This is a genomic window from Rhodocytophaga aerolata, from assembly GCF_030503435.1.
GTDB classification, from domain to species: domain Bacteria; phylum Bacteroidota; class Bacteroidia; order Cytophagales; family 172606-1; genus Rhodocytophaga; species Rhodocytophaga aerolata.
In genome coordinates, this window is record NZ_JAUKPO010000001.1 from 128,505 (window position 1) to 142,728 (window position 14,224).

Below are 14,224 nucleotides of genomic sequence, written 5' to 3' on the forward strand. Positions count from 1 at the left end.
GGTAGCCTATTAAAATTTCACGTTCAGGTTAAAGCCCACACTGCGAGTAGTTGGCAGGCCAGAATGCTCCAAGCCAATCAGGTTATCAGAAGAAAAGCCAAAGGACTCGGGATCAATATTAGGCACCCATTTTTTAAGAATTGCTACGTTGTTGGCTACGGCATTTAACCGGACGCCCTTCACAAAGAAATTTTGTGGAAGCAGTTTTGTAAAATCATAGCCCAGTGTAACCTGACGAAGCTTCCAAAATCCGGCATTGTAGACAAATTCTCCTAACAGGTTGCTGGACCGTACAGTTTCATAAAAGGTTTGAACCGGTGTCTGAACTGCGTTTGTTTCTCCATTTGGATTTACCCCATCGCCTATTACATAGCCCTGTTCACGTCCCACCAGCGTACCTTTATGCAGGCCATGCCGCCATGCGTTAAAGTTGGTAGAAGAAATCATTTTATGGCCCAGTTTAAAATCAATCAGGAAGGATAGGCTAATTCCTTTATAATTGAACGTATTGGTAAAGCCTCCTACCCATTTTGGAATAGCGCTGCCAAAGGCGACCTGATTATCTGTGCGTATAGGACGTCCGGTAGTTGCATCAAAAACACGTTCACCATTTAAGGTTTTGTAGCCATAGGCATATAGCTGCCCGATTGGTTTTCCTACTTCCTGCCGCAGTTCGCCCTCAAAAATTCCCCTGCCCACCGTGATAATCGTATCGCCAGGGTTAGGTCCTAGTTTTAAGATTTTAGTTGTATTATAAGATCCATTGAAGGAAAAATCCCATTGGAAAGAAGCTGTTTTTACAGGAGTTACACTTAATAACATTTCAAGGCCACTGTTTTTACTTTCTCCCACATTGATCAGCCTACGCAGATAGCCGGAAGCATCTGATACTTGTACCTGTACAATCTGGTCGGTTGTAAGCTTATCATAATACGATACATCTAATCCAATGCGGTTTTCAAAAAACCGGAGGTCCAGACCAAACTCCTTTTCGGCTACCCGCATAGGCTTTAGGGCAGGATTGGGAACTGTTTCCGCAGGAATATTTCCAAGCGGCAACGATGCTAATCCAGCCGTATTAGGGAACAAATTAGCATTTATGTCATAGAAAAGAGCGTTGGAATACGGGCTTACATCCAGGTCACTGCCTACTTCCGCGTACCCTGCCCTGATCTTTCCAAATGATAGCCAGTTTGGAAGTCCGGCAAAGGCCTGGGAAAACACAAAGCTACCAGTAATAGAAGGATACAAGATACTCCGGTTAGCTGGAGATAAGGTAGAAAACCAGTCGTTACGGGCAGTCAGGTTTACAAACAATACATCATTATAGGAAACTTCCGCTGCCCCATATAAAGAGTTTACCTTTTTTTCAGTCAGGTCATAGAACGGATTTTTCTGCTGACCATTTCTTGCCGTATAGAGTCCCCGTACCACAAAATTTGTAACCCCTACACTGTTCTGGTCGGAACGCTGATACATCTGGTTTCCTCCAAAAGTGGCATCAATTCCGATCCTGCCAAAGCTACGGCTGGCCCCCAACAAGAAGTCGGCGTTGATTTCCCGGAAGCGGCGGGACTGCTGGGCATACTGCCCGTTCACAAAGCCTGCCGGAGGAGCGCCCAAAGAGGCCATTCCAGTGGGTATATTATAATCCTGGTCACGTGCAAAAAAATCTTGCCCGATTCTGCCTTGCAGGTATAACCAGTCAGTGAAATTGTACCGTGCTGTTATGTTACCAAAAACACGGTCGCGGCGGATGTTCTCAAACCGGTCGTAAGCAGCAAAATACGGATTTGTCCGGTTCCGGAACCTGGAATACACATATTCATCGCCATTGGCATCTTTCCGGTACCTCTCTAGTAAGTCTAAAGGCATGGAGTTAGCCAGGGTATAAATCGTAGTGGGAGTACTCAAATCCTGATCGGCAATGGAAGGAGGATTTTTGTTGTATTCATTCGAGTAATTGATGTTGCCTGAAATGGTGAGTTTAGTCAGCACATTTTGTGTAAAGCCCAGATTAATCGTTTTCCGGTTGAAATTCGAATTAGGCATAATACTCTTGGTATCCAAGTTAGAAAGAGAAAGGCTAAATCCCCCTTTTTCCCCGCCTGCAGAAAGGGTGACGGTGTTCGTCCAGGTATTACCTACTCTATAAAACTTTTTAATCCGGTCTCTTACGGGTTCATAAGGCACTTCTACGCCATCAAATAATACTTGTGTCATGCCTGGCTGGAAGCGTTCTCCAAAACTCCATACACCTGAAGTTGGGTTGGCTGCCGTTGGGCGTACGCCTCCTTCTCCTTGACCGTATTCATATTGAAAATCGGTAAAATCCAGAGGTGTATCTGTCGTAAAATTGGTATTGTATTCTACCCCAATGCCTTGCTGGGAACCTCTGCTTTTCGTGGTAATCATGATTACCCCATCTTTTGCCCGGGCTCCATACAAGGCTGCCGCCGGCCCGCCTTTCAGTACCGTCATCGATTCAATATCATCAGGATTTATACTGGATAGGCCATCTCCCCCATCTGATCTGGACGTGATACCACCGGCGCTGTTGTTATTATCAGAGCTATTGGGATTATACCCTTGATTTGGATTACTAATGGGTACGCCATTCACTACTATTAGCGGGCTATTTTGTCCACCGAATGAGGATTGGCCCCGGATACGGATTTTACTGGTTCCGGCAGGCCCCGTACCCAGCGAGGTAATATTTACACCTGCCATCTTGCCTTGCAGGGCATTCATGAAGTTGGGGGTACGGTTTACATTTATTTGTTCCGGCGTTACACTAGCCACAGCATAGCCTAATTTTTTAGTATCTTTCTTTATACCCAGTGCTGTTACCACTACTTCGCTCAACGATTTAATATCGGCTACCAAGGTAATATCAATCACTGTGCGGTTATTAATTGCCACTTCTTCACTGGTATAGCCTATATAGGAAAAGACCAGTGAGCCATTGCCATCCGGTGCCGTAATACTATACTGACCTTCTGCATTGGTTACGGCGCCTATAGAAGTTCCCTTTACCAGCACGTTTACTCCCGGCAGAGATTCTCCATTTTCCTGAGCTGTTACTTTCCCGGTTATGGTAATAGCTGCCGGAACCTGCTTTAAGGATACCAGCTGCATAATTGAACTGGTAGCGGCTGCACCACCGCTGGTTTGTGGCAATTGCCTAATTTCAGACACTTTGGCACCGCGGCTCGCAGGAAAAATGATGTAGATGCTTTTTTCTACTTTCTTGAATTTTAATCCTAAGGGTTGCAGCAGCGCATCGAGTGATTTATCGAAGTTTCCCTTAAAGTTTGCTTTTGCTTTTTCACTTACAAACAAATTTTGTACAACATCAGCGTCGTAATTGAAGCTTACCGAATACTGTGAAGAGATTTCGGATAACACATTTTTCAGGGATACAGTGTTTTCTGAATTGCCTGGCAAGAGCGTACCCTGCATAGCCTGGCTGAAGGCCAGCTCCTGGGCGGGTGCAATTGAAGGTAAACAGAGAAAACAAGCCCCCCAAAGTAGCCAGGCTAATTTCCGGCAAATTCTACTACAAGTGGTTACAGGTACTGTCATAGATTTAAGGTTAAGGGTTTAGAATAGGGTTTAACTGCTTTCCCTACAGGTTAGCAGGCAATGAGTCACTCGGATTTTATAAGTATAGTCTGGTTGTTTTTCTTCATCTGAATGTTCATAGACTGGCTAAGGATATCAAGGAGCAGGTTCATATCGTGGTTAGGTATTGCTCCTGTGAACCGCCGGTATTTCAAGGCTGGGTCGCTGAAAACAACTTCTACCCCGTAGGTATCTTCCAGCACCTGGGCAATTTCGCGCAGAGATTTTTCATTGAAAATCAGTTTATGGTTCCGCCATGCACTATGCTCTTCCGGATTTACCTGCTTCTTCACATATACTTTTTCGTCAGCCGTAAACTCTACCAGGTCTTTGGGTTGCATAGTTATGGTATCTTGTGCATTGTTTACCGGCTGTAACTGTACTTTGCCAGTATTGAGCACAACCTGCACTTTACCCCGGCGGTTGTTTACATTGAAGGTGGTTCCCAGCACTTCCACATGCAATTGATCGGTATGTACGGTAAACTTAGCATGGCCCCACTCTGGTTTTTTCCGTACCTGGAAGAAAGCCTCCCCGCTAAGCCATACTTCCCGGATATGGCTCTTTGCCCAGTTAGTTGTGTAACGCAGTGTAGAGTTGGCATTCAGGGTTACGACAGAGCCATCGGGCAAGGTAACGATGCGTGTTTGGCCATAGGCTGTATGGATGCTGGTTGCCTGGCGTGTTTGATAAAGTACCACCACCGCTACAAGCAGTATACCTACCAAAACGGCTGCTTTCCAATACATCTGCTGCCGGAATAAATGGGTAATCCGGGTATAGGCAGGTTTAGTAGGTTCGGGTATATGCTTTTGCCTCCTGATCTCCCGCAAAATACTGGCTTTTACCTCTTGCTGCTCCTGTATGGCTGGTTGTACTACATCAAATGACAAAAAGAGCACTAACTCTCTGGCATCCTCCAACGTGCTAATCTTCTCAGGATGCTGCTGCATAAACGCCTGCCAGAACTCATAGCAAGGTTGATCAGGATTTTCTACCCATTTCCGGAAGTAAGGGTCACTGACAAAATCTTCTACGGTATAGGCAGAATAATCCATGGATTGATGCTAAAGCTCTTTGTCTCTTTTGTATGCATAAGAGAAAGCTTTATAGCATTTACCCTCAAAAAATTATAAGTATTTTTATAGGCCGGATGGCTTACTGGCCATTGCTGAATGAATTGCAACTATCTGCAACAAAATGAACAGGAAAGATTTATGTTGGACTAGCCCTATTTTATGAAACCCTCTTGGTAGAAGGTATACAAGGCAGATTATGCCAAGTTTGGAATACTTAATTGCAAGGATGTGCCTTCTCCGGCTACACTGCTGATAGTGATAGTGCCGTTTAGGCGTTCGATGGTTTGTTTAACAATATACAGCCCTAAGCCGGAACCTTCCGACCGCTCTGTTCCTCTGACAAACATCTCAAACACATGGTCTAGATATTCTTGTTTTATGCCTATGCCGTTATCCTGAAAAGTGATGTTTGCCTGCTGTCCGGTAACGATGATATCAATTCTCAAGTAAGGTTGGCTGGCATAGGGATTCATGTATTTGATGGCATTGGAAAGTATATTATTAAACACAATTTCCATTCGCAAACTGTCTTGTTTAAAAGGTGGCCCACTTATCTGGATAAATTTCTCTACTTTGTCATAGTCTTTAATGAAATGTAGCCCCTGTAAGCACTGGCTGATCAGCTCCTGGAAATTAATGAATACAGGTTTGCTATCTATGCGGTTAATTTTTGAGAAGTTAAGCATTGATTTTACAAAGTCATCCAGTTTGTTTACCCGGTTCTCTATAAAATCCAGATGGCTTCTTACCTGCTCAACGTCAGTTTCATTTTTTATCAGAGAAAGCAATCCCAGGATAGAAACCAAAGGCGAACGCAGGTCGTGTGAGGTTTTATACACAATCTGGTCCAGTTCAAAATTACGCTCTTTCAGCTCATGAATGCTTCTTTTTAATTCTTCCTGATGATCGAGCAGCATGCCTTCCTGTATCTGGAGTTCGTTATTCTGGTTTTCAAGTTTGGTATTTAATAGTTTAAGTTTTTCTTCCTCTATTACTCTGTCTGTAATGTCTGTAAAAAAGATGGCCACCCCATCCTGCAAAGGAAAAATCCGGTTTTCGAACCACTTGTTATAAGGAGCATAATATTCTTTAAGCGTAATATGCTTTTTTTCCTTTACCGCTTTATAGTACGCCTCATAAAATGGTTGCCCGATCCCTTCCGGAAACTCCGTCCATATATGTTTGCCAATGAGGTATTCCTGGGTGCGGTTGAAGATGGCAGCTGCCTTTTTATTAACATAGGTGTAACGCCAGCTGGAATCCAGGGCTACAAATGCATCGGCCATACTCTCTAGTACATCCTGAAATTGAATGTAGGTTTTACTGGACAGCTTATGCAGCTGGGCCTGCAGTTGGATTTCTTTAAACATCACTATTCCGCCATCGGCGTACAACAGCGGAAAATAGGTGATCTCAAAAAACTCGTATGTCTGGTTATGCTGGAAATTGATGGTACTGATAGTAGAGCTGTTTCCCTGAAGGACATCATAGAAGAAAGTATTAAAATTCTCCTGAAAAAGGACTGGCATACAGCTATCGGTTACCTTACAGCCTACCACATCCTTAGCAGGTAACTGAAAAAACTGCTCCATCTTGTTATTCCAGGCAGTTACCTGAAAATCTGTATCAAACGCAAGTATGCCCTCGGGAGCACTGTTAATTAAAAGTTGATTTATTTCCAGATTCATACCTTTCTAGGAATAGCTGGTTTACATACTAGTCTACACCTATACAAGGTAAAAAATTTAACCTGCTAACCTACAGTTACTGGCTGGTTACTTCATAAAGCGGGAATACCTTATAGAAAAATACTTCTTAGATGAGGCGCTGTAGAGAACAGGCAGGCCTAATTAGATGGTGGCCAGTTTGCGGATACTTCCCTTTAATACGTCCAGGGCGCGGTAAATAAGGGTACGGGCATACTTTACTTCCTTCATAGAAAGTAATTCGGCTATGTGTTCGTAATCCATGTTTTCATAAAAGCGTAAAAACACCGCCTCTTTTTGCCTTTTGGTTAACGAGTCAAAAGCCTGCTGCAAACGTTCCTGGTTTTCTTTAGATATCTGGCTGGTAATCAGCAGGAATTCATGCGAAAAAGTTACTTCAAAATGGTACTCTTCATCGGGTTCCTGGCTATGGATATATTTTGTTTGCCGGCTTAGTTCTTTTATTAATCTTCTCCGCAAACAGGTAAACAAGTAGTATTTTACTGAAGTAACTGTACTTAGTCCGGATCTTTTATGCCATAGCTCTACAAACACATTCTGTATACAATCTTTCACCAAGGCTTTATCCTGGCAGATACGCATGCCATAATTATACAGCTTTGGAAAATATTGGTCATAAAGGTGCTCAAAAGCAGCTTCGCTGCCATTTTTCAGGGCGAGCCATGTCAGGGCATCTTCTTTGGAGGAATGGTTTGTATGCATATCATTTTTCTCCTAAGAGTATACAGGTTGTAATACTACCGGCAAATTAGTAAGCCAGCAACGCGGCCTGATACCTACAGGCTGCTTCTCTTTTTTGTGATTGGACGAGGCCTGTTATCTCTCCAAAAAATCACTGTTTTCCGCTGGCTAAATAGGCATTATAAAACAAATTATTATTATTAGGAATATTATAAAATTTAAAAATATAATACAAGAGATCAGTAGATTTATTTATAAAATGTTTGTCAAATTGGTGCAGCATGCCAAATAAGCACTATGAAAATATCTATTCGTTTTGAACAAAACGGCACATCCCTTCCACAGAAAAAAGGAAGAAACCATTTGTTATCAGGCTTCCGGGCTTAGCTAGTGGAGCACATAATTAGCAGGACTATAGCAGAAACTGCGTGAGAGATAATTAAAACTTCACTCAGCCATAATATTCAATTTATATTAGCAGGCTATTTTTAGGGTATAAATGGAGACATGATCTATAGCAATAATTCTTGTACCTAACCTTCCATAGCCATGAACATAGCTAGCAGCACCCGCCAGTTTTTTCAGGAAAGAGTATTTCTCCTCCGGCTTGCCATACGTTATGCACCACTTAAGCTGTATATCAGGCGTGTATTTCATTTATTTTAGTGCCTGTCAGTCAGCTATGCAAATTTTAAACAAGCCGTATGAAACTATTATATGCCCTGCAAGGCACCGGTAACGGACATTTGAGCCGGGCACGCGACATTATTCCTCTTCTGGATAAAAAAGCGGAACTGGATGTACTTATTAGTGGCACGCAGGCAGATATTTCTCTGGATTATCCGGTAAAATACCGATTAAACGGCTTAAGCTTTGTGTTTGGCAAAAAAGGCGGCGTAGACCTTAAACAAACCTTGCTGAGAGCCAACAGCCGCAAATTTATCAGTGAAATTACCAAACTACCTGTTAGCCAGTACGATCTGATTATTAATGATTTTGAGCCGGTATCTGCCTGGGCAGCTAAATTAACAGGTAAACCTTGTATTGGGCTGAGCCATCAGCGTGCAGTCCTTTCTCCTTTTGCTCCCAAACCTAAAGAAGATGATCTGGCAGGCAGGCTTATTCTAAAAAATTATGCGCCCGTGCCGGCTGGCTACGGGTTTCATTTTGAAGCATACGACCCAACTATCTATACGCCAGTTATCCGCCAGCAAATCCGCAAGGCACTCATTCAAGACAAAGGGCATTATACCGTTTATTTACCTGCCTATGACGATGGCCGTTTGTTTAATTTTTTAAGCCGTTTTAAGCAGGTCCGATGGGAAGTATTTTCAAAACATAATAAGTCGGCATTTACACTTGGCAATGTATCGGTGCGGCCTTTGAACAATACCGCCTTTATTGAAAGCATGGCAGCTAGCCGGGGTATTCTGTGTGGTGCCGGTTTTGAAACACCAGCTGAAGCCTTATATCTGCGGAAAAAATTGTTGGTTATTCCCATGAAGAATCAATACGAGCAGCAATGCAATGCAGCCGCCCTGAAAAAAATGGGCGTACCGGTGATAAAAAAACTTCATGTCAAATATACAGATGCTATCTATGAATGGCTGGAGAGTCAGACAATTATAGAGGTAAATTATCCGGATATTACTCAACAAGTTATTGATACTATTTTGCATACCCACCTGCCACTTTCTACCCCTGCTCTACCAGAGTACCTCTGGGATAAACCGCTACGTATAAAGCCTGTATAGTTACCTCCAGCATGATTGACCGAACGCAGGGTTCTGCAGAGCCTATACCAGAAAGCATACTACACAAAAAGCAATTTGGCACCGATTTTATATGGGGAGTTTCCACAGCGGCCTATCAGGTAGAAGGAGCCTACCAGACAGATGGTAAAGGACTCTCTATCTGGGATGTTTTCAGTAATAAAAAAGGCAATACCTATCTTAACCAGCATGGCAACACCGCCTGCAATTTTTATCACTGCTACCAGGACGACCTGCAGCTTATGCGGGCCCTACATATTGCTAACTTCCGCTTCTCCATTGCCTGGTCAAGGATAATGCCTGGCGGTGTGCATCCTGTTAACCCTAAAGGAATAGATTTCTATCAATACCTGATTGACCACTGTCTGGAGTTAGGCATTGAACCATGGGTAACGCTCTATCACTGGGATTTGCCGCAGGCTCTGGAGCTAAAAGGCGGATGGACAAACCGGGATGTAGTAAATTGGTTTAGCGAATATGTAGAGGTTTGCATCAAACATTTTGGTGACCGGGTAAAGCACTGGATGGTATTGAATGAACCTATGGTATTTACCGGGGCAGGGCATTTCCTGGGAATTCATGCACCAGGCAGACGATGGATGAAAAATTTTATTCCGGCGGTGCATCATGCTACGCTTTGCCAGGCAGCAGGTGCCCGCATACTGAAAGAGTGGCAGCCCAAAGCACAGGTAGGTACTACCTTTTCTGCATCCTACATAGAACCTCACCGCAACACTGAAAAAGACCAGAATGCCGCCATCCGGATAGATGCCTTGCTGAACCGCCTGTTTCTGGAACCTGCGCTTGGCCTGGGATACCCTGTAAAAGAGCTACCCTTTCTGCAACGGATAGAAAAATACATGAAACCTGGCGATGAAAAGTTGCTCTCCTTTGATTTTGATTTTATTGGCCTGCAAGTATACACCCGTGAAATCGTATCGCATACCTGGCTTATGCCCTTCATCCAGGCCGATCTTGTGAAAGCTACTAAACGGAGTGTACCTACTACAGTAATGAACTGGGAAGTGTATCCGGAATCTATCTACCAGATGCTGAAACAATATGCCAGATATGGTTTGAAAAAAATTATTGTAACTGAAAATGGCGCTGCTTTTACGGATGTAGTCCAGGGTGGCCAGGTACATGACAAACAAAGACTTAACTATTTACAAGATCACATTCGCCAGGTCCTCTGGGCTAAACAAGAAGGTGTGCCGGTTGACGGTTATTTTGTGTGGACCTTTACCGATAATTTTGAATGGGCTATGGGATATCATCCAAGATTCGGCCTGGTGTATGTAGATTTTCCTACACAACAGCGTATTATTAAATCCTCAGGGTACTGGTATAGAGATTTTTTGAAAAGTTAATTTATAGCAGCAACTGTATGCTATATATTAGTTACCCGCACTATAACCCATATTCTGCCAATAAATAAACCAGTGCAGTCATAGCTCCGGCGCCAAGTTCCAGCTCCCGTTTATTTACCTTCTCAAAAGTATCTTCTGCTGTATGGTGAACATCAAAATACCGCTGAGGATCTGGCACAAATTCCATTAGAGCGGTACCTAGTGGCTTCAGAGGACCAATATCTGCCCCTCCCTCGCCCGCACCTATATCGGAAATACCATAGGGTTTCAATAAAGGTATCCAGGCTGCCATTTTTGCTAACTTTTCCGGCGTGGTATCTGCCGAAAATTCTCTGGGAGTAAATCCCCCTCTATCTGACTCAATGGCCACTATATGTTTGTTTCCTTCTTTGGCAGCTAGTTCTGCATACTTGGTCCCCCCACGTAACCCATTTTCCTCATTCATAAACATAACAGCCCGTATTGTCCGTTTAGGCTTTATGCCTAACGATTTCATCACCCGCAGCACCTCTATAGCCTGTACACAACCAGCACCATCGTCGTGAGCTCCTTCGCCTAAATCCCAGGAATCCAGATGACCACCTACAACAATTATCTCTTCCGGATGCTGGCTTCCTTTTATTTCGCCAACTACATTATATGAACGTACATCTGGCAATATCTGGCAATGGGTCCGGAAATGAAACTGCAAATCTGTTTGCCCTTTAATCAAACTGCTCAGTAAGTCTGCATCGTTGGTACTAATGGCTACAGCTGGTAATTTTGGTAAATCGGCTGCATACCGTAAAGCACCTGTATGTGGTACATCATCCAGGGAAGTAGTCATTGAGCGGACGACTACCCCTACAGCTCCATATTTTGCCGCTTCTGAAGCACCGGAACTACGCTGGTTTACTGCTCCAGAATAGGCTTCAAACGTATCAAAATGGGTACTACTCAATGCTCTGTTAAAAAATACAATTTTACCACTTATGGCCTTCTTTCCTAATTTAGCCAATTCCTCAAAGTTCTTAATTTCTACGATACCTGCCGTAAGCCCCGCCGGACCAGTGCCAACTGCGTTTCCCAAAGCACATACATTTACCTGTTTAGTCCCTATACTTTTAGCATTTATAATGGCTGCGTATTCTTTTTCACCACGTACCCAATGAGGAACCATTACTTCTTGCAAATAGACCCTGTCTAAGGCAAGTGTATCCATTAGCTGACGGGTAAACTCTACGGCTGCAGCCGCTTCCGGAGAACCAGAGAGCCTAGCACCAATATGTTTAGATAAATACCGAAGCCAGTCGTAGGTTTTGCTATGCGTAAGCGTTTCAGAATAAATCTTTTGAATTACCTCTTCGTCTTTCTGTTGTGCATTAGCAGAGATACTACAGAAAAATGCAATCAGGGCTACTATATATTTCATTAGTCGGGCAATAATTTTTTTGCTGAAAGTTAATACAATATTTATTTCATATAAATAAAACTACCTGGTATTGCTGTATGCTCATCTTATTAGTGCTACAACAATGCATATGCTATATATAAACGCCATAATAGCATACCAGTGTTAATGATATAATACCAGACTGTTAGTGAAAATACAACCAATGCCTCAGCTGCTCTTACAAAAACGCTAGGCTGATCCAAAAACTAGACCTGCGAAGAAACAGGTCTGCTATCTGTTAGTAATAATAATTGTAATGAAATCTTACCTTCGGTATTCGCTGCTAAGTTGGAGTAAGTTTGGAGTAAGAAGTTAAAAAAGACGACAAAAAGGCCTGTTTTTGTTTATTTCCACTAGTTATAAGTAGTAATGGCTTAGTTATCCGCCTTTTTTTGCGTGTATCCTCAGGTGAGTAGACTATAGAATTTGAACAAAGTAGCCCTAAAAGTTACCTCTGTATGCTGCTATTGTATAAAGGGAAGCTGGCTCCCTTTACGAATCTTATGATACTATTAACTACGAAAACACATGTCCCCGACTTATAAAAGTAAGCTGTATCCACTTAGCCGGGCAGCTCTCCTGTTTGCATTGGCCTCTGGTATATATGCCTGTGATGTTAAAGAACCTGCACAGCCTACCGGCAAGACTCCGGATTTACAGGTAAGTGAAAGTTTTAATTATACTACCACTACTGACGTAAGTATTTCTATTGCGGCAAAAGATAGCCAGGGTAAAGCTGTAGCGATGTCCAATATCCAGATTTTCGACAAAGATCCACAGGAAGGAGGAAGTTTGCTCTTACAGGGAGGGATTGATAAAGCCGGTAAGTTCTCAGGATTTACGGCTATACCTTCCTATATAAAAGAGGTTCTAGTAGTGAGTAACTATGCAGGAATGTTAGACAAAGTAGTAGTGCCGGTAAGCAACAACAGCATTCAATATACTTTCAGTCCGGTAAGTTCAACCAGCGGAAGCAGGCTTGCCTCCACAGCCAATGCCCGTACAGAAGCCGGTAAATTTACTTATTTAGGTAACTTTAACAGTCTGGGAGTGCCGAATTATCTTTCTCTTCCTAATGAAGTAGTAAGTGCAGGCTTGCTTACGGCTATTAACAATAGTTTACCAGAAAAAAAGAAAGTAAACCCGGATTATCTGGACCCTAAACTTTCATTGGATATGCCGGTAGTAAAAGATGCTTTTATTACTATAACATTCATAAGTGAGGCAGCTTTCAATAAAAATGCACTGGGGTATTATACATATCCGCTAAATGCGCCTCCTACCTCTATTAGTCAGATTACTAAAAAGACCATTGTTTTCCCAAATGCGTCTTTTACAGGTAGCGGGGGTGGGCTAGCTTCGGGAAATAAAGTTAAACTACCCGAGAAAATCCCGGCAGGTACTGGCATTGGATTCTTCATTGTAACCAAAGGATGGAATGGGACAGAAGTTTCTGAAAACCAGGAATTACTTTTTTCTAACCCTGCCCTGAATGCCGGCGCCGAAGGTAAAAAGCAATACAATGTACTTTTGAACTATAATAGCAAGTATATTCTGGCCTTTGAAGACATGCGCCGCGAGTACGGATCAGATGAAGATTTTAATGATGTAATTTTCTGTGTAACAGCTGATGTACCCAATGCCGTAGATGATAACAACATACCACCGGTAACAGATGTAGTAGATGATAAAGATAAAGACGGTACGCCAGATAAAGACGACCAGTACCCCGATGACCCTACTAAGTCATATAACAATTCTTCTGTAGGCACGTTAGCTTTTGAAGATTTATGGCCCAACAAAGGCGACTTTGATATGAATGACCTGGTGGTGAACTATAAACATGTAATAGTGACTAATAGCCAGAATAAGGTAGTAGAGATGAATTCAACCTTTGATCTGCTGGCTATTGGGGCTCGGTATAAAAATGGATTTGGCTTTGAAATGACTAAACTTACGCCTTCCCAGATAAAAAGTATAAGCAGTTCTCACAACAAGACTATTTTGGAAAGCGGACAGGAAAAAGCCACAATCCTAGTATTTGAAAATGCTTTTGACCTGATACCTCCCGGACAGGATGCCATGATCAATACGTATATGAAAATGCCTAAAGTAGCCTGTACAAGCATAACTCTTACCACTACTTTTCATGGAACACTTAGTATGGAAGATCTGGGAGCTGCTCCTTTCAATCCTTTCCTGATTGCTGACCAAAACCGCGGATATGAGGTACACTTGCCAGGATATGCACCTACTTCCAAAGCAAATGCCTTACTTCTGGGCACAAAAGATGATGGTAGCAAACCAAGTAATGGCGTTTATTATAAAACAAAAGAAGGGATGCCTTTTGCCTTGCATTTGCCAGTAGGACAGTTCCAGTATCCTATAGAAATGGCGGCTATTACTGATACTTACTTGAAGTTTTCACCATGGGCAATCAGTAACGGAAGTTCATATGCCGACTGGTACCTAAGCCAGGAAGGCTACCGGGACGCCAATAAAGTTTATACAAAGTAACGTATCCTTCTTAAAATAAGCT

General features: G+C 42.8%; 9 protein-coding genes. 3 read left to right on the top strand and 6 right to left on the bottom strand.

The features are described 5' to 3' along the window. Positions 1 to 9 precede the first annotated feature (9 nt). The 5 genes from Q0590_RS00525 to Q0590_RS00545 all read right to left on the bottom strand — a co-directional run bounded on the left by Q0590_RS00525 (position 10) and on the right by Q0590_RS00545 (position 7,768). Positions 10 to 3,138: a SusC/RagA family TonB-linked outer membrane protein gene (locus tag Q0590_RS00525; protein WP_302036272.1), complete on the bottom strand. Its 3,129-nt coding sequence runs from the start codon at positions 3,136 to 3,138 to the stop codon at positions 10 to 12. Positions 3,139 to 3,650: 512 nt separating this feature from the next. Beyond that, positions 3,651 to 4,682: a FecR family protein gene (locus Q0590_RS00530; protein WP_302035512.1), complete on the bottom strand. Its 1,032-nt coding sequence runs from the start codon at positions 4,680 to 4,682 to the stop codon at positions 3,651 to 3,653. 215 nt (positions 4,683 to 4,897) lie between these two features. Next, positions 4,898 to 6,391 (bottom strand): PAS domain-containing sensor histidine kinase, encoded by a 1,494-nt coding sequence (locus tag Q0590_RS00535; protein WP_302035513.1) that lies wholly within the window; start codon positions 6,389 to 6,391, stop codon positions 4,898 to 4,900. 162 nt (positions 6,392 to 6,553) lie between these two features. Beyond that, the gene (locus tag Q0590_RS00540) at positions 6,554 to 7,132 is read right to left on the bottom strand and encodes an RNA polymerase sigma factor (protein ID WP_302035514.1); all 579 of its coding nucleotides are present in this window, start codon (positions 7,130 to 7,132) and stop codon (positions 6,554 to 6,556) included. Between the two features lie 453 nt (positions 7,133 to 7,585). Then, positions 7,586 to 7,768, bottom strand: a complete 183-nt coding sequence (locus Q0590_RS00545) for a hypothetical protein (protein WP_302035515.1) — start codon at positions 7,766 to 7,768, stop codon at positions 7,586 to 7,588. Positions 7,769 to 7,815: 47 nt separating this feature from the next. Between Q0590_RS00545 and Q0590_RS00550 the strand changes: the two genes are divergently transcribed. Next, positions 7,816 to 8,865 (top strand): glycosyltransferase family protein, encoded by a 1,050-nt coding sequence (locus tag Q0590_RS00550; RefSeq protein WP_302035516.1) that lies wholly within the window; start codon positions 7,816 to 7,818, stop codon positions 8,863 to 8,865. Positions 8,866 to 8,876: 11 nt separating this feature from the next. Further along, positions 8,877 to 10,253 (top strand): GH1 family beta-glucosidase, encoded by a 1,377-nt coding sequence (locus tag Q0590_RS00555; protein ID WP_302035517.1) that lies wholly within the window; start codon positions 8,877 to 8,879, stop codon positions 10,251 to 10,253. 40 nt (positions 10,254 to 10,293) lie between these two features. Here the strand turns inward: Q0590_RS00555 and Q0590_RS00560 are convergent, their stop codons facing one another. Next, positions 10,294 to 11,664 (bottom strand): M20/M25/M40 family metallo-hydrolase, encoded by a 1,371-nt coding sequence (locus Q0590_RS00560; RefSeq protein ID WP_302035518.1) that lies wholly within the window; start codon positions 11,662 to 11,664, stop codon positions 10,294 to 10,296. Positions 11,665 to 12,213: 549 nt separating this feature from the next. Here Q0590_RS00560 and Q0590_RS00565 point away from each other — a divergent pair. After that, positions 12,214 to 14,202 (top strand): LruC domain-containing protein, encoded by a 1,989-nt coding sequence (locus Q0590_RS00565; RefSeq protein ID WP_302035519.1) that lies wholly within the window; start codon positions 12,214 to 12,216, stop codon positions 14,200 to 14,202. The last annotated feature ends 22 nt before the right edge of the window (positions 14,203 to 14,224 follow it).